Consider the following 22383-nt stretch of genomic DNA (forward strand, 5'->3'; position numbering starts at 1 on the left):
TGGGCCTGAGTCCGGCCCGCGTCAGGGCCGCCACCTGCGCGGTGTCCCATTCGTGAGGCTGCACGGTCAGTTGGCCTGCGGTTTCGGACGCGACCTGGGCGACGATGGCGTCCCAGACCTCATCGGGCAGCTGCGGTAGCCCTTGCAGCACGGCCCAGCCGGAATCTCTGTAGGCAAAGCCCTGCAAGGCGTCACCGTCGAAAAACAGGTCGAGGGCCTGCGCCGGGTCTACCAGCGTGTTCTGCCGCAGCCACCACACCAGGTCGCCAGGGTGCATGAACGTGTCGGGCGCGTGGGCCGAGAGCCAGTGCAGGAGCAGCGTCAGGTCGGCGTCGTCGCGGTAGGGCCTATGGGTGAGGGGCATGCCCCGAGGGTAGGGGAGAGGCCGGTCAGCGGCATCGGTCAAGTGGCCTAGTGTCGGTGCCTTGCAGCGCCTCCATAAAAGCGGCGGGGTTGTCCAAATGCAGGGCAACTTTGGCGGTTTCCCTTTCTACCCAGTACATCCCCAGCACCCGCAGCGGCACTATGCATTCCAGCGTGACATTGGGCCGCACGTCTATAGCGATGTTCAATGCGTCCTGGTCGAGTTCGGGCGAGTATGGCCTGGCCTGATGCACGTTGGCGCGGGGGGTACTGGCCGTCCAGTGCAGGCCGCTGCGGAGGTAGAGGCGGCGGTGGGTCAGCGTCACGGGCCGTGTACTCAGGGCGCGCCCGTAGGCCAGCAGCCAGACCAGCCCCAGCACGTTCAGCGCTGTCCATACCCAAGCCACCAGTGGCTGCCACCGTTCCAGCAACACATGCGACAGCAGGCCCTCCACCACACTTCCGAAGATGAGCAGCGTAAACGTACTGCCCGTGCTCGCGCCGTGCCGGGTTCCGAAGTGCTGTCCAGCGGGTAAGCGCGGACGCATCAGCAGGTGCTTGAACAGCGTCAGGTCCCAGAGCAGGGGGCGGTGCAGCCTGGGATGGCGGCTCAGGCGCAGCCAGAAGGCATAGGTGCGCTCCAAGTCGTCCAGTTCGCTAAAGCCTTCGGGGAGGGGGCGTTTTAAACCACGCAGCGCGAAAACGGCACTCAGCACGACAAGCAGGACTTCCAGCTTCAGGACGGACCGCACTTCGGGGAAAACGAGTGCTGCCAGCGCTGCTCCACGCAGAACGACGCCCAGCAGGGGTCTGAACCCTCTTTGCGACCTGGGCATAGAAAACAACACAATCAGGGCCGTCGTCACCGTAACATCGAAAAGGGCCAGTTGCGAGAGCAGGGTCCGGTCTTCCGGAAAGCGCAGACTCAGCGCCAGGGCTGCCGTCAAGGTGAAAGCAGGCCAAAGCCAGGCCAGACGGCTGTGACGCGGAAGCTGGTGCAGGCGCTGAAGCATGGGTTGAGACAAGTATAGGAGCCTGCCGTTACGGGCAGGTCTACACTGCCCCCATGAAACTGGCCGAAGCCCTGATCGAACGTGCCGACCTGCAAAAACGGGCCGCCCAGCTTGAAGAACGCCTGGTGCGGAACTTGCAGATGCAGGAAGGCGAGCTGCCGTCCGAAGACCCGCTGGAGCTGCTCAACGAGCTCTTGAGTGTGGTGACGGCGCTGGAGCTGCTGCTGCCGCGTATTCACCGGGCCAATCTGGAAGCCAGGTTGCCGGGCGGCCTCAGCCTGACCGAAGCCCTGACCCGGCGCGACCTGCTCGACCTGCGCCTCAAGGTGCTGCGCCGCGCCGCTGCGACGGCTTCCGAGCGCCAGAACCGCTACAGCAACAGCGAGGTCAGAATCGTGGCGGTGATTCCTGCCCGCGAGTTGCAGCGCCTGATTGACCCCCTCGCCAAGCAGCGCCGCGAACTGGAAGCCGAGATTCAGCAGACCAACTGGTTGACCGAACTGCCCGAGTAGCGCCAGACTGCCCTCGGCGCAGCTTCGCCGGAAAGCAGGCGAAGGTCTACCTCGCGGCGGGGAACAAGGCCGCACCCCTAGCGGCTCCGGGGCGGAGTCAACCGGACTGACCTCCGAACCTTCACTGGGCACGCCCAGCACCCCTCACCGCTGACGCTTCACCCTTCACGTTCACGACCATGACCTTGATGCTTGGGGGCGAAACTGCGCCGAATCCACCCTTTCCTTCGGGGAGGGGTGGACTGTTTTGGTGAGGCTTTTTGGGGAGGCTTGGGCATCACTTGACCCCCTTCCCACACAAAGGCCGCTCCGGGCAGACACAATGCAGGTATGGCAACTGAGCAGAATTCGACTTCCCGCATCCTCGTGACTGGTGCAAGTGGCTTCGTGGGCCGCGCCATCGTGCGTGAACTGACCGGGCGCGGCTATGAGGTCTTCGCGGGTTCCCGTCAGGGTCGGGGTGTGGGCCAGGGAATAGGTATCAAGCTGGACGTGACCAGCGAGAAGAGTGTGCGGCAGGTGCTGCGCGACGTGAACCCCGACGCGGTGATTCACTTGGTCGGCATCATCGCCGAGCAGGGCAAGCAGACCTTCGAGCGGGTGCATATCGAGGGCACGCGTCATGTGGTTCAGGCCGTGCGCGACCACGACAAGGCGCGGCAGGACGCCCACAAGGGCGACGAGATGGAGCGTCCGCAACCCGTGCGCTACCTGCACATGAGTGCCCTGGGAGCCGACATCATGAGTCCCAGTGCCTACGCCTGGAGCAAGGGAGAGGCCGAAGGGCTGGTGCGCCTCAGTGGGCTGGCCTGGACCATCTTCCGCCCCAGCCTGATTTTCGGAGTTGGGGACGAATTCTTTGGCGGCGTCCTCAAAGGCCTCGCGTCCGCGCCCGTCGTGCCGCAGATCGGCGACGGCCAGTTCCCCTTCCGCCCGGTCAGCGTGGAAGATGTGGCTCAGGCATTTGCTCGCGCCCTGACGCTGCCCGAGACCGTAGGCCAGACCTACGCCCTGACCGGCCCGCAGGAATTCACCTTCCGCGAACTGCTCGACCTCGAAATGTCGGCCCTGGGCAAGTCGCGTAAAGTCGTGCCCGTGCCGCTCAAGCTGATGGACGTGGCCGTTCCCGTCATGAACAAGCTGCCTTTCGCGCCCATTACCGGGGACCAGTACGCCATGCTCAAGGCGGGCAATACGGCCCCCAACGAACCTGCCCGCTCCACCTTTGGCCTGCCCATGTACCGCCTTCAGGACAAACTGCCGCAGATCGTCCACAGCCAGAAGAAAGCGAAATAAGGCACCAACCGAACAAGGCCCAGAACCGTCCGGCAGTTCTGGGCCTTGTTTTTTCTTATGGACCGGGCTTACTCCAGTTCGTCGTAGTGGTGCAGCAGCGCCGCTTCGGGGTCGCCCACCGAGGCGTGGTGCCGGGCCACCAGTTGGGCCACGCGGGGCCGCGCTCCGGCGTAGGCCAGCAGCTCGGCTCCCAATTCGGGGTGCGCGGCCCGGATGCCCAGTGCTCCAGCCTGCGGCAGCATCAGCGTCAGACGGTGCGGAATCAGGCCGACCAGCACCCGCTCGGCGACATGGTAGGGGCGCACGCTCTTGCCGCAGTCGTGCAGCAGCGCAGCCGCCACCAGTTCCGGCGAGGCGTCGGGGTGGTCGCGCAGCAGGTGGCGGGTCACGCGGCAGGCATGTTCACGGTCGCGGGGGTCCATGCTGCGGTAGACCAGGGCCTCGCCGGGATTCAGGAAGGTTGCGGCCCAGCGGTCGTCGGGCCGTGCAGCGTCGGCCCGCAGACTGCGCGACAGCCGCCTGGCCTTGCCCACATAGCCTTGAAACTTTCGGCGCAACCGGGCAAACGGGGAAAGGCGCAACATGCGCGCTATGGTAGCGCCTCACCCTGCTGCGAGGCCAAGAGAAGACCAGGGGGCACGCAGCCGCTCCTGGTCTTCGGGTAGCGCTGGATGTCTCAATCGGCGGCAGTCGCCTCGCCGGGCACTTCCATCGCGGCCAGTTCGCGCTCGGCACTCATGGCGGCGCGGGTGCCTGCGCCCACGCTGGTCGCCAGTTGGCGGTAGATGTAGTCGCTCACGTCGCCCGCCGCGTACAGCATGGGCACGTTGGTGTAGATCTCGTCGCGCACTTCCACATAGCCGTCGTCGCGCAGCTTGACGGTGTCCTTGACGAAGTCGGTGTTGGGAATGTGGCCGATGAACACGAACACGCCGTCGGTGGCAAAGTCGCTGACTTCTCCGGTCTGCACGTTCTTCAACCGAACGCCCGTCACATGCTCGTCGCCCTGAATCTCCTCGACTACCGTGTTCCAGATGAATTTCATCTTGGGATGGCTCAGGGCGCGGGCCTGGGCCGATTTGTTGGCCCGCAGGCTGTCGCGGCGGTGAATCAGCGTCACTTCGTCGGCGAATTTGGTCAGGAACATGCCTTCCTCGACGGCAGCGTCGCCCCCGCCGACCACCACGACTTTCTTGCCCCGGTAGAAGAAGCCGTCGCAGGTGGCGCAGGTGCTCACGCCCTTGCCCCAGAACTTTTCTTCGCCGGGCACGCCCAGTTGCCGGGGGTTGGCTCCGGTCGCCAGAATCACGCTCTTGGCGCGGTAGCTGCCGCTGTACCCCTTCACGGTAAAGCGGTAGTGGGTGCCGTCTTCGTTCAGGCTGACCGACTCGACCTCATCCATCTCGATGCGGGTGCCGAATTTTTCGGCCTGCTGCACCATGCGCTGCGAAAGCTCCATGCCGGGAATCGGCTCGGGAAAACCGGGGTAGTTCTCGACTTCTTCGGTCTGGGCAATCTGACCACCGGGCAGACCCTTTTCCAGAATCAGGGTGCTGAGGTTGGCACGGCCCGTGTAGATAGCCGCCGTCAGTCCCGCCGGGCCGCCGCCGATAATGACCACATCGTAGTCGTTCGTCACATTCGTCATGGCTTCAGGGTACCACCGGGCCACCTGCCGGGGCAGCGATCCACTTTACTTTTTAAAGCTAATGATCGGCCCACGCACCAGGCAAAAGGCAACAAAAAAAGAGAGAAGCGGCTGCTCCTCTCCTCGTGGCTGGGGTACTAGGACTCGAACCTAGATTAACGGTGCCAGAAACCGACGTCCTGCCATTAGACGATACCCCAACGGTGTTCATCTGGCTGGGCCTTCAGTAAGGCGGAGGAGAGTATAGGCGAGGCATGCGGAAGCGTCAAGAGCGGTCGGTGGCCTCACACCCCCCGTGTCTCAATGTAGGAGTCACCATTTTTGCCCTAACGGGATGGCCGCAGTGTCCTTTGGAACGGGAGAGGCGAGGCGGATTGCGACTGATGGGGCCTTGTCCAGAATGAATTTTCTGTGATAAGCTGAGGTGTTGCCGTGCAACGAAACCCCAAATTGACGATGCGTCGGACTCCTCCGATTTTCGCCTTTGGAAGGTCGTTCAGCACAGGTATCAGGCAAGGCACTGGCGCATTCCAACGCGAAGGTTCCAGGCCAGGAGGACAGGAGTTCATGGAAGACAACACCCAGACCCCCGCTGTGAATGGCGGGACTCAGCCCGTGACGGGCACCAACACCCAGACCAGCGCCGAGCGCGAGTACCCCGAGATGACCATGGAGGACATCCTCGCCGCCGAGGCGCAGGAGCCCCAAGCGGTCGGACGTGGCGACATCGTGGACGGTACCGTGGTCTTTATCGGCCAGGAAGGGATTGCCGTCGACATCGGCGCGAAGGTGGAGGGCGTTATTCCCCTCAACCAGCTTGGCGAAGAACCCGTGAGCCTTGAACAGGCCCAGGAAATGTACAAGCCCGGCGACGCCATCGAAGCCTACGTGGTGCGCGTGGACCTGCCCAACAGCCAGATCGTGCTCAGCAAGAAGCGTGCCGAGCAGGACAAGGGCTGGCGCGTCCTCGAGCGTATGCAGGAAGCCGACGAAGCCTTCGAAGTCGAGGTGCTGGAGAAGGTGCGCGGCGGTCTGGTCGCGCAGGTCGAGGGCATCCGTGCCTTCCTGCCCGCCTCGCAGGTGGACACCCGCCGCGTCAACGACCTCGATCCCTACGTCGGCAAGCCCCTGATGGTCAAGCTCATTGAGCTGAACCGCAAGCGCAACCGCGTCATTATCAGCCACCGCGCCATCATGGAGGCCGAGAAGGCCAAGGCCCGCGAAGCCACCGTCGGTCAGCTCGAACCCGGCGCACAGTTCGAAGGCGAAGTGGTCGAAATCACCGACTTCGGCGTGTTCGTCAACCTGGGCGGCATCGACGGTCTGGTGCACCGCAGCGAACTGACCTTCGGGCGCTTCAACCACCCCCGCGACGTGGTCAAGGTGGGCGACAAGGTTCAGGTTCAGGTCATCGATGTGGACGAAGGCCGCGAGCGCATCAACCTGTCCATGAAGGCCCTGACGCAAGACCCCTGGGAAGGGGCCACCGAGCGCTACAGCATCGGCCAGAAGGTCAAGGGCAAGGTCACCAACCTCACCAACTTCGGCGCGTTCATCGAACTCGAACCCGGCCTGGAAGGTCTGGTCCACGTCAGCGAAATGAGCTGGACCAAGCGCGTGCGTCACCCCAACGAAGTGATGAAGGAAGGCGACGAAGTCGAAGCCGTCATCCTGCGTATCGACCCCAAGGAGCGCCGCATCAGCCTCGGTATTCGTCAGACCACCGACGATCCCTGGAGCGCTCTGCCTGACCGCTACCCCCCCGGCACCCCGGTCAAGGGCAAGATCACCGGCATGACCGACTTCGGCGTGTTCATGGAAATCGAAGAAGGCATCGAAGGCCTGATTCACATTTCCGAACTCGACCTCAACCGCGTCAACAACCCCGCCGACCTGTTCAAGAAGGGCGACGAAATCGAAGCCATGATTCTGAACATCGACCCCGTCGAGCAGCGCGCCAGCCTGAGCCGTCGCCGCTTCCTGGGCGGTGGCCCCGCGCCCCAGCGCGAAGGCGGACAGCGCGACTACGTCAGCCAGGGTGGCGGCAGCCGCCGTGACGCGACCTTCAGCGGTGGCGGACGTGGCGGTGGACGTGGTGGACGTGGCGGCGGTGCCGACTACGCCTACAACGCCAAGGATGCCCAGCAGGGTGGCAAGATCAGCACCAAGCTCGGCGACGTCTACGCGGACCTGTTCGCGCAGTTCGGTCTGGGAAGCGACAAGAAGGACGAAGGCAAGAGCGAGGAGTAACCCTCCCTTCCTAGCCTGAAAAAAGACCGCCTCCAAGTGGGGCGGTTTTTTCGTTTGTCTTCTTAGAGCCTTCGCCAACCCTACCTTTCTCCGTGCTTGACGACATGGTGAACCCGACATCGTGCCTCATAGCTCTCTTTGGCGCCGACCAGCACTACCGGGTCGTCGAAGTGGGCGGGTTGTCCTCCAATCAGGCGCTGGGTACGGGTCGCGGGGGCGCCGCACACGGTGCAGATGGCGGTCAGTTTGTCCACACTCTCGGCACGGGCCAGCAGGTCGGGGATGCAGCCAAACGGCTCGGCGCGGAAATCGAGGTCCAGGCCCGCCAGCACCACCCGCACCCCTGCCTCGGCCAGTTCCAGGGCCAGTGGTACCAGCTCCGGGCCGAAAAACTGCGCTTCGTCGATGCCGACCACGTCTACCCCCTCGGGTGAAGCGCTCAGCAAGTCGCCCTGCCCGGACAGATGGGCGCGAATGGCGGCAACATCGGGCACGGCCACCGCGTCAAGGGTGCGCCCGGCATGACTGGCGACCTCGGTGGCGTGGTAGCGGTTGTCGATGGCGGGTTTGAACACGGCGACCCGTTGGCGCGCAATCAGCGAACGAGTCAGGCGACGAATCAGTTCTTCGCTTTTGCCGCTGAACATGGGGCCGACGATGACTTCGAGATGCCCGCCGGAGTAGGGAGAACGTAACACTGAGGGAGTATGGCAGACGGAACGGAAAAACGCCCCACCGGGGAGGCAGGGCGCTGAAACGGGTAAAACTTACTTCTTGCGGCGGTAGCTGTCGCCGAAGCGCTTGTTGAACTTGTCCACACGGCCTTCGGTATCCACGAAGCGCTCTTCGCCGGTCCAGAAGGGGTGCACGCCGCTCCACACGTCCACGTGGATTTCGGGCTTGGTGCTGAGGGTTTCCATCACGACTTTGCCCTGGTAGATGATCTTGCAGGGAACGGCCTTGGGGTGCAGGTCTTTTTGCATTGCTCCTTCTCCTTTTGCCACGTCACTGTGCGTAGCGGTCTAACCGCAGAAGTATAGCACATCATCGCCAGATGTAAGCTTCTTGCCACGTTTCGCCGCGCCGGATAAAGGGGCTGACCGTACCGACCACCCGGCTTCCCCCCTTGACGGCAGCACGCACGATTTCGCGTTCCAATTGTGGATAGAGCTTTTGGGCGAAGGCCACTTCGTCACGGATGTCCAGTGTTGCGCCGCTCGCCACCGAGTCGGTGCCCAGCGCCACGGTGACGCCCGCCGCTGCGAAGGCGGGCCAGTCGAACACGCCACATTCCAGGTTCCGGTTGCTGCGCGGGCAGGTGACCACCGTGCAGCCGGAGCGGGCTACCCGCGCCACGTCGTCGGGGGTCACGTTGACCATGTGAACCAGGGTGGGTTTGGCCGCCAGAACACCGAGTTCATCCAGATAGCGCACCGGCGTCAGGTCGGGTTCGGGGGAGCGGCCTATGATTTCGGCAAATTCGCGGGGGTAGAGGGCGGGCATCCGGTTGTCCCAGAGTGGCCCCGCGCCCGTGCGGAACAGTTCGAGTTCGCTGGGATGTTCGGCGACATGAATTTGCAGCGGTAAGCCCTCGCCCGCCGCGTAGTCGCTCAGCAGCTTCATCAGCCGCCAGCTGACGGTAAAAGGCGTGTGAGGCGACAGGCCCAGCCGCAGCCCCGGACGCTCCAGCTTGCGCCACTGCTCCAGGCGCTGCCGGGCCTCCGCGAACACCTCGTCGGCCCTTTCGGGAAAGGGACTGAGTACCTCGAGATAGAGTGTGCCTTGCAGATCGTTCCGCGCCAGCAGCGTGTCCATGACTTCGGGTGACCAGACAATGTCGCCCACGCTTTGCCCCAGCCCGGTCAGCAGGTCGGCTCCCCGCCGCGCCGCTTCCGGCCCGCGCAGATGCCGTCCCCGGATGACGACTTCGGGAATCCACTGGAAGTAAGGCAACGCCTGGAATTCGTAGGCGCTCATGTCCAGATGGGTGTGGGCGTTGACCGGCAGCGGGGCGACGATGCCCACGCGCTCCTCGCGGGCCTGGGGATACTGGCGGCGCAGGTCGTCGGGGCGTCCGGTGGCGGCGACCGTCCCACCGACCACCACCACCCCGCCCGGCGACTGCGGCGCGCCCATTCCGGTGTAGAGCAGGTCACACAGCAGCAGACGCGGCAGCAAGTCGGCAGTCATGGGGCCGATGCTACTGCCTGCTTCCCGCTCCTTCGGGCAGATGGGTCAACGCAACTGGCGAATGCGTCCGGCAAGGTCCTGGGCCAGCAGCTGCGGCCCCTGCTGCAACTGGGCATCGGGAATAAACCAGCGGCCTTTCGTCTCGAATTCCTCGACGAACAGGCTCGCCAGGCCCTGGGCGCGGCGGTCCACTTCCAGCACCACGTCCAGGCCGCCCTGCGCCGGAAGCATCAGCACTTCGAGTTCGCTGATGGAGTACTGCCCGTAGGGGGGCGTGAAACTCAGCTCCTGCACGAGTCGCCCGTGGTGGTATTCCACCTCGCTGCCCTTCAGCATGAAGCCCAAAAGCTGCGCCGCCTCGATGACCGTCGCCATGCGGGAATCGGGCAAAACCTGCACCGGGTCGGTGTCGCCGGGGTCCATGCCGCCCGCGATGTCGGCGTCGGTGACCAGCCACACGTCCGTGCCGCGCACCGTCAGCGGCGTGCCGTAGGGGACGGGTAGACTGAACGGGAATTCTCGTACCTCGCCGGGGCGAATGCTGAAGCTGCCGACAACAGGCAGCGAAAACAGCGTGTGGGTCGCCCATTCCTCGCCGTCACGGTAGCGGGTGGTCAGCCCCAGGTTCAGCCGCTCGATATGCTGCTCGACTTTTCCCCCGGTGACGGTGACCGTGCCGCGCAGTTCTTCCCCGACGCGCACGGCAGAGTGGTGCAGGCGGGCATCCACCCGCGCCGCACCGATTCCCGCCGCGGCCATCATCTTCTTGAAAAATCCCATGCCCTGAGTACGCCGGGCATGGGAAAAAAGTTTCCGGGGTCGGGATTACTTCTTCTTGCTGCTGGGCAAGGCCAGCGCCCCCTTGCCCGATTTGCGGGCGGGTTTGCTCTCCGCGTAGGTTTCTTTGGCCGCCGCCACCATCGCCGCGCCGACGATGCCCGCTTCGTTTTCCAGGGCCGCCGGAACCAACTTGCTGCGCGAGAGTTCGATGTGGGGCAGCCACTTGTCGGCCTTGCGGCTCAAGCCCCCGCCGATGATGAACAGGTCGGGCGAAAACAGCAGTTCGAGGTGTTGCAGGTACTTGTTGGCCCGCTTGGCCCACTGTTTCCAGTTCAGGTCGTCGCGTTCACGGGCGCGGTCGGAGGCCCAGGTTTCGGCGTGTTTTTCGCGCAGCCACAGGTGGCCCAGCTCGGTGTTGGGCACCAGTTTGCCGTCGTGAATCAGGGCGCTGCCGATGCCCGTGCCGAAGGTCAGCACCATCACCACGCCCGCCACGTCCTTGCCCGCGCCGAATTTGGCTTCGGCCAGTCCAGCGGCGTCGGCGTCGTTGACCAGATGCACCTCGTGTCCGGTGGCCTGCGTGAACAGGCGGTCGGCGTCCAGCCCCACCCAGCCTGCGTCCACGTTGGCGGCGCTGAGGGTCACGCCCCCCTGCACGATGCCGGGGAAAGTGACGCCCACTGGCCCTTTCAGGCCGAAATGCTCGACCAGTTCGGCGACCACCAGTTGCACGTCTTCGGGCCTGGCCCCTGCGGGCGTAGCAATGCGGTGGCGCTCGCCTGCCAGTTCGCCTGTCGCCGTGTTCACGGGTGCGCCCTTGATGCCGCTGCCGCCGATGTCAATACCGAGAAGAATCGTCATGGTTTCGTCAGCATAGGCGGCACAGCCGAAAAATGTGTCAGGCGAAAGGGTTCGGCGGCAAAGGGAAAGGAGACGCGTGGCCCGCTAGACTCCGGACATGTTCAAACTGGACGGCAAACGCGCCCTGGTGACGGGCGGCAGCAAAGGCATCGGGCTGGCGGCGGCGCGGCAACTGCGCGACCTGGGGGCGGTGGTCACGCTGGCGGCGCGAGGCGAAGAGGTGCTAAGGGCTGCGGCAGCCGACCTGGGTGCGGCCTGGGTGGTGGCCGACGTGAGTACCCCGCAGGGCGTGCAGGCGGCTGTGGAGGCGGCGGGACAGGTGGACATTCTGGTGAGCAACGCGGGCGGCCCGCCCCCCTCGCTGCCGAGTGCTGTGACCGGGGCAGCCTGGGAACAGGGCTTTCAAACCACCTTCCTGAGTACCGCCCGCCTGACCGACGCCGTCCTGCCGGGAATGCGTGAACGGGGCTGGGGCCGCATCATCGCCATTACCAGCCTGACGGTGGGCCGCCCCGCGCTGAACCTGCCTGTCAGCAACGCCATGCGCGCCGCCGTGACCAACCACTTGCGAACCCTGGCCCTCGAAGTCGCTGCCGACGGCGTGACCTGCAACACGGTGGCCCCCGGCTACACCGCCACCGAGCGCCTGCAAAAGCTGCACGCCGACCCCGCCGAGGCCGCCAAGCTCCAGGCCAAAATTCCGGCGCGGCGCTTCGGCAAGCCGGAAGAAGTCGCCGCCGCGATTGCGTTTCTGGCGACGAACGAGGCTGCTTATATCACCGGGCAGGAAATTCTGGTGGACGGCGGCTGGAGCATCTGACCCTGACGCGTCCTTTCGTGGCCTGCGTTGCCCTCTGAAGCCGGGGCCGCGCCTAGTATCCGGTCATGTCTGCTTCCTTTTCCCTGCGGCGTGCGGCCTGGTGGCTGACCGGAGCCGCCGCGCTGACGCTGACCCTCACCGCCTGTTCGGGGGCCAATGTTCAGAACGCCGTCAACGCGACCAACCCAGCGCGGGGCCTGCGGGTCTCACTTGACCAGAGCTACGGCCCTGACCCGCGCAACCGACTGGACGTGTACGCCCCGCCCCAGGCGCAACGGGCACCGACCATCCTCTTCATTCACGGCGGTTCGTGGGAAGGCGGAGACAAGTCGGGCCATGCCTTTGTGGGCGAGTCTCTGGCCCGGGCCGGGTACGTGGTGGGCGTCATGAACTACCGCCTCGCGCCGCAGCACCGCTACCCCGCCTATGTGCAGGACGCGGCGGCGGCGCTGGGGTGGATGCGTGACCATGCCCGCGAGTGGGGCGGCGACCCGCAAAACCTGTTTGTGGCGGGTCACTCGGCAGGCGGCTTCAACGCAGTCGAAGTGGTGGACAACGCCCGCTGGCTGGCCGAGGTGGGCGTCCCGGTGGGCAGCGTGCGCGGCGTCATCGGCATCGCGGGGCCGTACTCCTACGATTTCCGCGACTACCCTAGTCGGGTGGCCTTTCCCGAGGGCAGCGACCCGGCAGACATCATGCCTGACCGCCACGTGCGGCCCGACGCGCCCCCGCATCTGCTGCTGGTCGCGGAGAACGACACCACCGTTTACCCCCAGAACGCCCTGAACATGGAAGCGGCGCTGAAAAAAGCAGGAGTGGAGGTGCAGCGGGTCGTGCTGCCGCGCCTGAACCATGTCACCATCATCGGCGTAGTCGCCCGCAACCTGACCTGGCTGGGCGGCACGCGGGCGGAAATCATCCGTTTTGTGGAGGCCTATCGGCTGAAATGAGGCGGAAAACCGGGGAACACCCTAGATTTCCGCAGGCGGCGGAAAGATGCCGAAGGCGTAAGCCCCCGGCCCCAGGACGGCTGAAACCGTCAGGCTGAAAGTCGTGCTGAACCGGACGCGCAGACCGAGGTTACGGGCTGTTTTTTCCAGTACGGCGATTTGCTCGGCGGCGTCACGGTGGGCGAACACCACGTCTCCTCCGCGTAGGTCGGAAGCTTGGCGCTGCAACCGCTGACGCATGATTCGCAGGGCCGCCGTGCTGTCGGGAGCCGTGGTCAGCAGTTCGACCTGCCCTCCCGGAGCGCGGAGAATCGGCTTGAGGGAAGGCGAAAGGTGTTTTACCGCTTGGCCTGACGGGGAATCCTCGGGAAGAAACTCAGTCGTCTCCAGACACAGAAGCGAGTGCGAAAGCTGGTGAAAGCGGTCAAGCTGTCTCATGACCTGTTGCGGAGAAAGCCCCTGATCGAAGCCCTGGACGGCCCGTTCACCCAGGAGCGCCATAAAGATGGAAAGGGTCTGGGCGTTATAGACGGTCACGCGGCCTGGAAAGTGGCTGGCGGCCTGCTGCGCGACTTCCAGCATGCCGTTGGCGTACCGATTGGGATGAATCGCCAGGACATGGTTTGCCCGCTCCAGCAGGCGCTCCAGGGTGGTGCTGTACCGTTCCACCAGCATCGGAAAGGGCGCTGGCCGGGCTACCCCGGCACGCAGTGGGCCATAGAGCTGCTCGCTGCTGATTTCTTCAGAATCGAGCCAGGTCTTTCCACCGAACTCTATGGGTTGCAGCAGCAGATGCACGCCCAGCTCAGTGGCCTGCAACAGGCTGATGTCACTGGACGAATCGAGAAGGACGGCTGGCTGCATCGTTCTTGATCGTACTCTTGAGAACTGGCCTGCGCTCACTCCTGTTTACATACCGGCTATATAGCGGGTCCAGTGGCGCGGTGGTGCGGGACCAGTTGCCGCCAGCTCTGGACGTTGCCGACCTGCGCCGACACGAACTTTTCCAGTGCCTGCCACAGCCGGGGCCGTTCGCTGGCCGCTACCGGATGGTCTATGTTCTGGCGCACGCTGCGGCGCACCGCGTGGCGCAGAAAATCCAAAACGGCAGGCGGGTAGGCGGGCAGGGCCGCGCACCGGGCGCACAGCAGTTGCCCGCCCAGCGGGTCGGGATGCTCCGGCTCGGGCGCTCCGCAGCGGGCACAGCGGGCGGTCTGCGGAATGACCCCGGCAAGGCCCAGCAGCTTGTAGCACAGCACCAGGGCCACCCATTCCGGGTCGTCCTGGTGGGCAATACCGCGCAGCGAGGCCGCGAACAGTTCAAACGCCTGCTCGGAAAATTCGCCTTCCTGAAACAGTGCGTCGGCAAACTCGGCCATCAGGTGCGCGAAGGCGTAGCGCTCCGGCTGGGCCAGCGTGGGCAACGCGCCTTCCAGCACTGCCTGCCGCACGCTGGCCAGGTCGTTGTGCGGCCCCTGATAGACCTGTACCCCGACATGATGAAACAGGTTCAGGCTGCTGCTGAGCGGCCCCTTGACTCCGCCCCGCGCCACCGCCTTGAGCTTGCCCTGGGGGGTCAGCAGGGTCACGAGAATGTCTCCGGCAGGCGTCACCCGGCGGCGAATGACGATGCCGCTGCGGTTGGCGGTACGCGAGCGCATAACGAGAAATATAGCAAAGAAAGCCGCTTTTTCTGTCAGGAGCGAAATCAGGTCACATCTGAAGACTGACCACAGTACCCGCCCGCGCTTCACTCTAGACTGCCCCGGATGAGCGACAAGGCCCATACCGCCGCCGAACTGCTGCTTGAACTGTTTCCCGAGTCCTACCGCGAAATCTTTGGTGAAAGACCGCTCGACAAGCCCCCCACGCTGGGGCTTTATCCGGTCGCCGATGGGCGGCTGGCGCTGGTGCATGGCGACCAGTTGGCCGAGTTCACGCCGATTGCTCCCAAAGGCAGCACCGCCCTGCACTGCGACCTGTGCCACCACACCCGCAGCCGCAGCGAAGCTCAGCTTTACCGGGTGCGGGTCGGGGCGCGGCTGACGAGGTATGTCACGCTATGCACCCCCACCGAAGGCTGTCAGGCACGGGCAGGCCAGCGCGGGCTGGAAGCCTTTGCCGAGCGCATTTTCCCGATTGAAAACATTTACGCAGAGTAAACGACGGCCAACGTCACCTAGACAGCGCAGCGCCCGGACAGCCGTTCCGGGCGCGTTTTTTCGTTTCTACCCGCCAATTGGGGGAACTGAACCCAGCCGGGGGAGAGTAGACACGGCGGGGACAGATGTGCAAAATGTTAGACGTTCACCAAAAATTGACCGAGTCCAAATCGTGTCCCGAAACTGAGCTTTGAGATCGGCCTTTGAGCTGGTGCGTCCATTTCTATTCTGTGGAGGAAAATATGAGTCTGTCTGTGAAAAAGTCTGCCCTGCTGATCCCCGTTCTGTCCTTGCTGCTCGCGGCCTGCGGTCAGTCCACGCCTGCGGTCACTCCCTCGGCGTCCGCTACGGCGGGAGGCACTGCGGCGGCGGCAGCCGAGGCCGACTATGCCGCCCGTAAAGCGGCGGCTTTGCAGGCACAGGCCAACCCCACCGAACCCCTGGTCAAGCCCGAGATGACTGACCTGGCGACCACCTACCCCGGTGGTAAGCCTATCAGCGCTCAGGCCGTGGACAAGAGCGTGCCGATCGTGCTGGTGCACGGTCTGGGTGGCTTCGGGCGCAACGAGGCCCTGGGCATCAAGTACTGGGGCGGTCTGGTCGACGTGCAAGAAGACCTCAAATCGCTGGGCTACAAGGTCTTTACCGTGAGCATGGGGCCACTCAGCTCCAACTGGGACCGTGCCGCCGAAGCTTACGCCCAGATCAAGGGCGGCTGCGTGGATTACGGCGCAGTTCACTCGCAGGAAGCGGGGCACACCCGGCACGACACCCGCAAGTGCTACCCCGGCTTCTACCCGCAGTGGGACGCCGAGCACCCTGTCAACCTGATTGGACACTCGATGGGTGCGCCTACGGCCCGCCTCCTGGTCAAGCTGCTCGACGACGGGTCTCCTGAAAATGCCGACGGCGACAACCTGTTCGTGGGTGGGCGTCACGGTTGGGTCAAAAATCTGATGACCATCAGCGGAGCCAACTCGGGCAGCCCCGCCTCTGACAGCCTGCAAGACGAAATTCCTTTCTTTAAAGATCTACTGATCACCATGGCAGGCGGCCTGAGTGCGCTGTCTGTGACCAACGCCATCTACGACTTCGATCTGGGTCAGTTCGGGCTGTACCGCCAGCCGGGTGAGTCCTTCAAGTCCTACAGCGACCGGGTGTTCGACCCCAACAACGCTCTCTGGACGACCAATGACCAAGGTGGATATGACCTGCGTGTGGATGGTGCTTACGAAGCAAACCAATTTATCGGTCGTAGCGCCTATACCAAGTACTTCTCGTGGGCTACCGAGGACACTTCACGCGGCCTGATTACCGGTTGGCGCTATCCCAATGTCACCATGTGGCAGCCTCTGGTGGCCACTGCTTACCCCTACCCCTGGCCCATGCCCAATGGCCTGGGCAACCAGAGTGGTTCCAGCCCTCTGAATCTGGTGAGCTACGATGCGAGTTGGTGGGAAAACGACGGCCTGGTGCCTGTTAAGGCGCAGCATGAGCCGCTGGGTGAGCAGGCCAGTGACTACACCGGGCAGCCCACGCAGCCGGGTCAGTGGTACCGCCTGGGACAACTGGACGGATATGATCACCTCGACATCACTGGGAACCTGACTATCAGGGATGTCAAGCAGTTCTACCGCAACCAGGCCGCCTTCCTGAGCAGCCAGAACTGAATCTCGCCAGCCGACAATAACTGGACGCGTCCGGGTTCCAAACCTGGGCGCGTTTCTGCTTTCTCGACAGTTGCCTGACGAAAATCTACAGTGGCTGGGACTTGGTCAATACTCTCTCAATTCAAGTACCGTCCCTTTGACTTTATGATGACGGACAGTTCAGCAAGAGAGGAAGAATCTTTCTCGACAGGAGGTCGGTCATGTTTCGCAAACTGCTTTTGTTCGCTCTCTTTCCTTTGGGTCTGGTCGCTTGTGGACAGCCTCAGACCCCTGTGGGCAGCCGTTGCGCGGCAGGCGGCTTCTGTCTGTTTGAGCACCGGGATTTCGCTGGTCGTCAACTGACTGCTGTGGGCAACTCGGGGATGCTGGCGCAAGACGATTGGGACGTATTGTCCTCTGCCATCAACAACACCGACCAGACCCTCTGCCTGTACGACCTGGGTCTCGATTGGAAACTGTATCTGCTTGTCGATGTCGCACCCAAGGATAAGATTGATTATGTCGGAGACGGCGACAACGACAAGATCAACGCCTGGCAACTGACCTCCGGCACCTGTGAGACCGTGCGCCCCCGCTGAACGGTGCTGCGAAACAGACGACGCTTTGTCGAATGACAGGGCGTCGTTTTTCTTTTCCGGTAGAAATTGTATACAATATCCAGCATGACCGAATTCCGCCGCCCGGAACTGGTGCGCGACGGGGTGTACCAGCACCTCCGCAGCGCCGTGCTGGACGGCGAACTGCTGCCCGGCGAGCGACTGGGCGAGGTAGAACTGGGACAGCAATTTGGGGTCAGCCGCACGCCTATTCGGGAAGCGATGATGCGATTGACGCAGGACGGCCTGTTGGTGGCCGAGGCCAACAAGGGTGTGCGGGTGCGAACCGTGACCGCAGCCGAAGCCCGCGATACCTACACCGTGCGGGAGGAACTGGACGGACTGGCGGCGGCTCTGGCAGCCCGGCACCATACCCCCGTCGATGCCGGGGCGCTGCGGGCTGCCCTGGAGGAACTGAACAGCGCCCAGAGCCAAGATTACCGCCAGCAGACGCGGCTTGACCTGGCGTTCCACCGCTGCATCACCCAGGCGGCGCACAACGTGGCGCTGGGCGACCTGGCCCGCGACCTGGAACAGCGCGTGGCCCTGATCAAGCACCAGACCGGCATTTACAACGCCTGGCCCGACGCCGAGCGCCAGCACGCCGCCATTCTGGAAGCGGTGCTGCTGCGCCAGCCCGAAGCGGCGCGGGAGGCCGCCCGCCTGCATGTCCGCACATTTGGTGTTCTGGTGCTGCACGACCTGGGCGCAGACCCACCGTAGTGCCCGCCTGACACCCATGTCCTCCCCTCTCCCCGAAGGAGCAACCAATGATTGACCAACTGTACCGAAAAGCCATTCTGACCGTCGCAGAGCGCCCGCAGGTGGAAAAACTGGCCCGTGACAAGATGTGGCCCCTCGCCGAGCGCTTCGTGGCGGGCGAGAGCATCGAAACTGCCATCAAAGCCGTGCAGGACCTCGCCGCCGACGGCATTCAGGGCAACCTCGACCTGCTGGGCGAGTTCATCGACAGCCCCGAGAAGTGCAACGAGTTTGCCGAGCAGGTGCTGAAGCTGATCGACGCCGCGCATGCCGCCGGAATCAAGCCCTATGTCAGCATCAAACTGAGCAGCGTGGGCCAGGGCAAAGACGAGAAAGGCGAAGATCTGGGCCTCAAAAACGCCCGCCGCATCGTCGGCAAGGCGAAGGAGTACGGCGGGTTCGTGTGCCTGGACATGGAAGACCATACCCGTGTGGACATCACGCTGGAGCAGTTCCGCATGCTGGTGGGCGAGTTCGGACACGAGCATGTCGGCACGGTGCTGCAAAGCTACCTGTTCCGCAGCCTCGCCGACCGCGCCACGCTGGATGACCTGAAGCCCAACATCCGCATGGTGAAGGGCGCGTACCTGGAACCCGAAACCGTTGCCTACCCCGACAAGGCCGACGTAGACCAGAACTACCGCCGCCTCGTGTACCAGCACCTCAAGGCCGGAAATTACTGCAACGTCGCCACGCACGACGAAAAAATCATCGAAGACGTGAAGCGCTTTGTGCTGGCCCACGGCATCGCCAAAGACCAGTTCGAGTTCCAGATGCTCTACGGCATTCGGCGTGACCTGCAAAAGCAATTGGCGCAGGGGGGCTACCGCGTCCGCGCCTACATTCCCTACGGGCGCGACTGGTACGCGTACTTCAGCCGCCGCATTGCCGAAACGCCCAGAAATGCTGCGTTCGTGGTGCAGGGAATGTTGAAGGGCTAACCCCTCAGTCAGCTTCGTTGACAGCTCCCCTTAAAAGGGAGCCTGAAAGCGCCCCATGCCTCCCTTCAAGGGGAGGTGGCCCCGCAGGGGTCGGAGGGGTTAACCCGCTGAAGCTACCGTCTAAATTGTGCCTCTGGAGTAACAGAAAATGCACACCTTACCAAGCCCCACTGATGCTTTCCGACGTTTCTGGCCCGCTCTTCTGGGTTTCGCCCTCGTTTACGCCCTGTGGCCTTTGCTCTGGCTGGGTTTGAATAGTGCGGCGCTGAACCGTCAGGAACCGAATGCCGCAGAGCTTTTCTCTGCCGCACCTGCCGTTTATTTCACGGGCAAGCCGAAGCATTTCCAGACAGGCAGTGCAGGCGGGCGTTACCTGCTGAGAGATGCCGAGCAAATTCGGCCTTTGCTCCTAAATCAAGGATGGCAGTTCACAGAACAAATGGGCGCAGGCTACTTCTTCGAAAAAGATGGAAGAAGGGCAGTCGCCATCTGTAAGATGTTTTCGCGTTACTTTTCCGTATGTAACGTCTCCCAGATTTAGCCTTAAATCCCTAGACCTTTCCAAAGGAGAAACACCATGATTAAAGTTCAGGAATACCGCCCCCAGTCCTTCACCGACTTCACCAAAGAAGAAAATGTCAAGGCGTACCAAGACGCCCTCGCCAAAGTTCGTAAGGAACTGGTTGGCAAGCATTACCCACTGATTATTGACGGCAAGGAAGTGGACACCGCCGAGAAGCTGACCAGCATCAACCCCTGCGACACCGCCGAAGTGGTGGGCACCACCGCCAAGGCGACCATTCAGGACGCCGAAAATGCCCTGCAAGGCGCTTGGAAGGCATTTGAAAGCTGGAAAAAGTGGGACATGGACGCCCGCGCCCGCATTCTGCTGAAGGCCGCCGCGATTCTGAAGCGCCGCCGCCTGGAAGCCTGCGCCCTGATGAGCATTGAAGTGGGCAAAAACTACGCCGAGGCCGACGTGGAAGTGGCCGAAGCGATTGACTTTCTGGAGTACTACGCCCGTAGCGCCATGAAGTACGCGGGCTTCGGCAGCAGCGAAACGACGTGGTTCGAGGGCGAGGAAAACGGCCTGATGAGCATTCCGCTGGGCGTGGGCGTGAGCATCAGCCCCTGGAACTTCCCCTGCGCCATTTTCATCGGCATGGCGGCGGCCCCGATTGTGGCGGGCAACTGCGTCATCGTGAAACCTGCCGAGGACGCGGGCCTCATCGCGGGCTTCATGGTGGACATCATGCGCGAAGCCGGGCTGCCTGCGGGCGTGCTGCAATTCCTGCCCGGCGTGGGCAAGGAAGTGGGCGAATACCTCGTGAACCACGCCAAAACCCGCTTCATCACCTTCACGGGCAGCCGCGCCGTGGGTCTGCACATCAACGAAGTGGCGGCCAAAGTTCAGCCCGGCCAGAAGTGGATTAAGCGCGTGGTGATGGAGCTGGGCGGCAAAGACGGCCTGATCGTGGACGAAACCGCCGACCTGGACAACGCGATTACCGCCGCCGTGCAGGGGGCATTCGGCTTCAACGGCCAGAAGTGCAGCGCCATGAGCCGCCTGATCGTGGTGGACAGCGTGTACGACGAAGTGGTGAGCGGCTTCGTGGAACGCGCTCAGGCCCTGAAAATCGGCACGGGCGAGGAAAATGCCAACGTGACCGCCGTAGTCAACGAAATGAGCTTCGACAAAATCAAGAGCTATCTGGACATTGCCCCACAGGAAGGCAAAGTGCTGCTGGGCGGCGAGGCTCCCGGCGAATGTGACGGCAAGCAGGGCTACTATATTCAGCCGACCATCGTGGGCGACGTGCAGCGCGACTCGCGTCTGGCACAGGAAGAAATCTTCGGGCCAGTGGTCGCCGTGCTGCGGGCCAAGGACTGGCAGGACGCGCTGGACATCGCCAACTCGACCGAGTACGGCCTGACGGGGGGCGTGTGCAGCAGCTCCCGCGAGCGGCTGGAACAGGCCCGCGCCGAGTTTGAAGTGGGCAACCTGTACTTCAACCGCAAGATTACGGGCGCCATCGTAGGCGTGCAGCCCTTCGGCGGCTACAACATGAGCGGCACCGACAGCAAGGCGGGCGGGCCGGATTATCTGGCAAACTTCATGCAACTCAAGACGGTGACGGAACGCTGGTAAGGCGTTGATGGTCTAGAGTTGAAAGAGTTTGGCCCCTGGCGAGTGTGCTGGGGGCCTATTTACATCATCATCCCGTCACGTTGTCAAAGTAGATTCCGGGCATGTTGCGCTTATCCCTCGCCTTTGCCCTGCTCACCCTTTCACCCGCGCTGGCCCAGGCGAAAGTCAGCTTTCAGCCTGCGCCCCTGCCCTACGTCACGCTGTCGGCTCCTGGTGACACGGTGCGGGCAGAGGTGCGCCCCGCCGTGACCTACGCCGAAAGCGGCCCCAACGTCGGCCCCTACTTTCAGTTCTCGCCCTCGCAGATTCGGGTGGTGCTGGACAGGGCCGGGCAGACCAGATGGAAGTCTCAGTTTCCCGCCGACATGCCGCCCGCTTACGTCACGGTCACGCCCGTGCAGAACTGGCTGACGCTATATCAGGGGCCAGCAAAAACGAAGGTGAACGACCAAATCAGCGGCCTGCGCGACATCATTTCCGGCAAGCGTTTGCCCACCGCACAGCGCGGGTGGAAGGAGCTTCCCTATCTGCCGCTGACGAACACGGCTCAGGTCGCCGCAGGCGCTATCAAGCGCGTGCAGACGCCGCAGCTTCAGGGAGTGCGCTATCTGGCGATTCGTGGGCAGGAGATGCTGACGGACTATCCGCGCAGCGGCGTGTTCTATACCTTTCAGGGGCTGAGTCGGGACGGAAAATACGTCGTTTCCGTGCACTTGCCTTATGCTCCCGCCAGCTTTCCAGTAGAGGCGGGACGCCCTCTGCTGCCCGAAGCGGGCGGCTTGCAAGCCATGAGCCGGATCAGTACGCGGCTGGATGCCGAAAGCGGCAAGCTGGCGACCCTCGACCAATTGGTGCAGAGCATCCGCATTCGCTGAGTGAGGTGACTTTCCGTCATTCCCCCGTCACTTTCCCCAGCTACATTCCGGCCATGCGCCGCCTTGCCCTGACCTTGCTTGCTGCCCTGTTTCCTTTCGCGGCAGCCACTTCTTATGCCCCGCCCAGACCCTCAATAGTAGGCACGGATTACGGCAGTTACGGCTTTAAGTTTTTGCCGCAGGGCGTGGATAAAGCCACCGCCAGCGCCAGGGCAAGCTGGGGCGAACTGTTCCAGCTTCAGGCCGACGGCACGCTGAAAACCCTCTGGAAGCACAACCTGGTCAACACTCCGGGCCGCATTCTGATCAGTCCACGTGGGCATGTGGTCACGCTGGACAACTGGGCGCAAGAGGGCAGCCCAGCGCACGCTGTCGTTATTTACGACCCGCACGGTAAGCTGGTGGCCGACCTGAAGTTCTCGCAGGTGGTCACGGACCCCAAAGCCTGCCCGCGTTGTGGCTCAATGGACGGGCCGTTTATCACTGGAGGGCTTACGGCCTGATAAAAGTCATGAGAGCAGACGTTAGTGGAGATCACTTTGGGG

General features: G+C 63.3%; 25 protein-coding genes and 1 tRNA gene. 14 read left to right on the forward strand and 12 right to left on the reverse strand.

Going from position 1 to position 22383, the window contains the following annotated elements:
- A partial coding sequence (locus Q4C89_RS08325; RefSeq protein ID WP_303102141.1) for a hypothetical protein occupies window positions 1-364 on the reverse strand: 364 nt, incomplete at its 3' end.
- Between the two features lie 25 nt (window positions 365-389).
- Window positions 390-1376, reverse strand: coding sequence for a hypothetical protein (locus Q4C89_RS08330; protein ID WP_303102142.1), 987 nt, complete (start codon window positions 1374-1376; stop codon window positions 390-392).
- Window positions 1377-1429: 53 nt separating this feature from the next.
- Between Q4C89_RS08330 and Q4C89_RS08335 the strand changes: the two genes are divergently transcribed.
- Both Q4C89_RS08335 and Q4C89_RS08340 read left to right on the forward strand, forming a co-directional pair.
- Window positions 1430-1888 carry a DIP1984 family protein gene (locus tag Q4C89_RS08335; protein ID WP_303102143.1) on the forward strand — a complete coding sequence of 153 codons (459 nt, stop codon included), beginning with the start codon at window positions 1430-1432 and terminating at the stop codon, window positions 1886-1888.
- A 330-nt stretch (window positions 1889-2218) separates the two neighbouring features.
- Window positions 2219-3184: a complex I NDUFA9 subunit family protein gene (locus Q4C89_RS08340; RefSeq protein ID WP_303102144.1), complete on the forward strand. Its 966-nt coding sequence runs from the start codon at window positions 2219-2221 to the stop codon at window positions 3182-3184.
- 68 nt (window positions 3185-3252) lie between these two features.
- Here Q4C89_RS08340 and Q4C89_RS08345 read toward each other — a convergent pair whose 3' ends face one another.
- The 3 genes from Q4C89_RS08345 to Q4C89_RS08355 all read right to left on the reverse strand — a co-directional run bounded on the left by Q4C89_RS08345 (window position 3253) and on the right by Q4C89_RS08355 (window position 5032).
- Window positions 3253-3768, reverse strand: a complete 516-nt coding sequence (locus Q4C89_RS08345; RefSeq protein WP_303102145.1) for an HD domain-containing protein — start codon at window positions 3766-3768, stop codon at window positions 3253-3255.
- Between the two features lie 92 nt (window positions 3769-3860).
- The gene (gene trxB / locus Q4C89_RS08350) at window positions 3861-4856 is read right to left on the reverse strand and encodes a thioredoxin-disulfide reductase (RefSeq protein ID WP_303102146.1); all 996 of its coding nucleotides are present in this window, start codon (window positions 4854-4856) and stop codon (window positions 3861-3863) included.
- 102 nt (window positions 4857-4958) lie between these two features.
- Window positions 4959-5032, reverse strand: a tRNA-Gln gene (locus Q4C89_RS08355).
- Window positions 5033-5399: 367 nt separating this feature from the next.
- Here Q4C89_RS08355 and Q4C89_RS08360 point away from each other — a divergent pair.
- On the forward strand, window positions 5400-7082 hold the full coding sequence (locus Q4C89_RS08360) for a 30S ribosomal protein S1 (RefSeq protein ID WP_303102147.1): 1683 nt from the start codon (window positions 5400-5402) through the stop codon (window positions 7080-7082).
- A gap of 80 nt (window positions 7083-7162) precedes the next feature.
- Here Q4C89_RS08360 and Q4C89_RS08365 read toward each other — a convergent pair whose 3' ends face one another.
- From Q4C89_RS08365 to ppgK, 5 genes are all read right to left on the reverse strand, one after another.
- Window positions 7163-7780, reverse strand: a complete 618-nt coding sequence (locus Q4C89_RS08365) for a thymidine kinase (protein WP_303102148.1) — start codon at window positions 7778-7780, stop codon at window positions 7163-7165.
- A gap of 69 nt (window positions 7781-7849) precedes the next feature.
- On the reverse strand, window positions 7850-8065 hold the full coding sequence (gene rpmE / locus Q4C89_RS08370) for a 50S ribosomal protein L31 (protein WP_303102149.1): 216 nt from the start codon (window positions 8063-8065) through the stop codon (window positions 7850-7852).
- A gap of 61 nt (window positions 8066-8126) precedes the next feature.
- Complete coding sequence (locus tag Q4C89_RS08375; protein WP_303102150.1) at window positions 8127-9272, reverse strand: amidohydrolase family protein; 1146 nt, start codon at window positions 9270-9272, stop codon at window positions 8127-8129.
- 45 nt (window positions 9273-9317) lie between these two features.
- Window positions 9318-10052 carry a sporulation protein gene (locus Q4C89_RS08380; RefSeq protein ID WP_303102151.1) on the reverse strand — a complete coding sequence of 245 codons (735 nt, stop codon included), beginning with the start codon at window positions 10050-10052 and terminating at the stop codon, window positions 9318-9320.
- A gap of 45 nt (window positions 10053-10097) precedes the next feature.
- Window positions 10098-10913 carry a polyphosphate--glucose phosphotransferase gene (gene ppgK, locus Q4C89_RS08385; protein ID WP_303102152.1) on the reverse strand — a complete coding sequence of 272 codons (816 nt, stop codon included), beginning with the start codon at window positions 10911-10913 and terminating at the stop codon, window positions 10098-10100.
- 97 nt (window positions 10914-11010) lie between these two features.
- Between ppgK and Q4C89_RS08390 the strand changes: the two genes are divergently transcribed.
- Complete coding sequence (locus Q4C89_RS08390) at window positions 11011-11733, forward strand: SDR family oxidoreductase (RefSeq protein ID WP_303102153.1); 723 nt, start codon at window positions 11011-11013, stop codon at window positions 11731-11733.
- Window positions 11734-11798: 65 nt separating this feature from the next.
- Entirely contained in the window at window positions 11799-12683 is an 885-nt protein-coding gene (locus Q4C89_RS08395; protein WP_303102154.1) for an alpha/beta hydrolase, read from the forward strand.
- Between the two features lie 21 nt (window positions 12684-12704).
- Here the strand turns inward: Q4C89_RS08395 and Q4C89_RS08400 are convergent, their stop codons facing one another.
- Window positions 12705-13547 carry a DegV family protein gene (locus Q4C89_RS08400; protein ID WP_303102155.1) on the reverse strand — a complete coding sequence of 281 codons (843 nt, stop codon included), beginning with the start codon at window positions 13545-13547 and terminating at the stop codon, window positions 12705-12707.
- A gap of 56 nt (window positions 13548-13603) precedes the next feature.
- On the reverse strand, window positions 13604-14344 hold the full coding sequence (gene recO, locus Q4C89_RS08405) for a DNA repair protein RecO (protein ID WP_303102156.1): 741 nt from the start codon (window positions 14342-14344) through the stop codon (window positions 13604-13606).
- Window positions 14345-14452: 108 nt separating this feature from the next.
- Here recO and Q4C89_RS08410 point away from each other — a divergent pair, with 108 nt between their 5' ends.
- The 9 genes from Q4C89_RS08410 (at window position 14453) to Q4C89_RS08450 (ending at window position 22341) form a co-directional block, all read left to right on the forward strand.
- Window positions 14453-14845, forward strand: coding sequence for a hypothetical protein (locus Q4C89_RS08410; protein WP_303102157.1), 393 nt, complete (start codon window positions 14453-14455; stop codon window positions 14843-14845).
- 254 nt (window positions 14846-15099) lie between these two features.
- On the forward strand, window positions 15100-16515 hold the full coding sequence (locus tag Q4C89_RS08415; RefSeq protein ID WP_303102158.1) for a triacylglycerol lipase: 1416 nt from the start codon (window positions 15100-15102) through the stop codon (window positions 16513-16515).
- 200 nt (window positions 16516-16715) lie between these two features.
- Window positions 16716-17093, forward strand: coding sequence for a peptidase inhibitor family I36 protein (locus Q4C89_RS08420; RefSeq protein ID WP_303102159.1), 378 nt, complete (start codon window positions 16716-16718; stop codon window positions 17091-17093).
- Between the two features lie 84 nt (window positions 17094-17177).
- The gene (locus Q4C89_RS08425) at window positions 17178-17834 is read left to right on the forward strand and encodes a GntR family transcriptional regulator (RefSeq protein ID WP_303102160.1); all 657 of its coding nucleotides are present in this window, start codon (window positions 17178-17180) and stop codon (window positions 17832-17834) included.
- Window positions 17835-17881: 47 nt separating this feature from the next.
- A complete protein-coding gene (locus Q4C89_RS08430; protein ID WP_303102161.1) occupies window positions 17882-18814 on the forward strand; it encodes a proline dehydrogenase in 933 nt (310 codons plus the stop codon).
- 148 nt (window positions 18815-18962) lie between these two features.
- Window positions 18963-19355, forward strand: a complete 393-nt coding sequence (locus Q4C89_RS08435; protein WP_303102162.1) for a hypothetical protein — start codon at window positions 18963-18965, stop codon at window positions 19353-19355.
- 36 nt (window positions 19356-19391) lie between these two features.
- Window positions 19392-20963, forward strand: coding sequence for an L-glutamate gamma-semialdehyde dehydrogenase (gene pruA / locus Q4C89_RS08440; RefSeq protein ID WP_303102163.1), 1572 nt, complete (start codon window positions 19392-19394; stop codon window positions 20961-20963).
- A gap of 101 nt (window positions 20964-21064) precedes the next feature.
- Entirely contained in the window at window positions 21065-21838 is a 774-nt protein-coding gene (locus Q4C89_RS08445; protein ID WP_303102164.1) for a hypothetical protein, read from the forward strand.
- Window positions 21839-21891: 53 nt separating this feature from the next.
- Window positions 21892-22341, forward strand: a complete 450-nt coding sequence (locus tag Q4C89_RS08450; protein ID WP_303102165.1) for a hypothetical protein — start codon at window positions 21892-21894, stop codon at window positions 22339-22341.
- Window positions 22342-22383: the final 42 nt, after the last annotated feature.

Origin of the sequence: Deinococcus sp. (assembly GCF_030523985.1) — a bacterium.
Lineage (GTDB): Bacteria > Deinococcota > Deinococci > Deinococcales > Deinococcaceae > Deinococcus.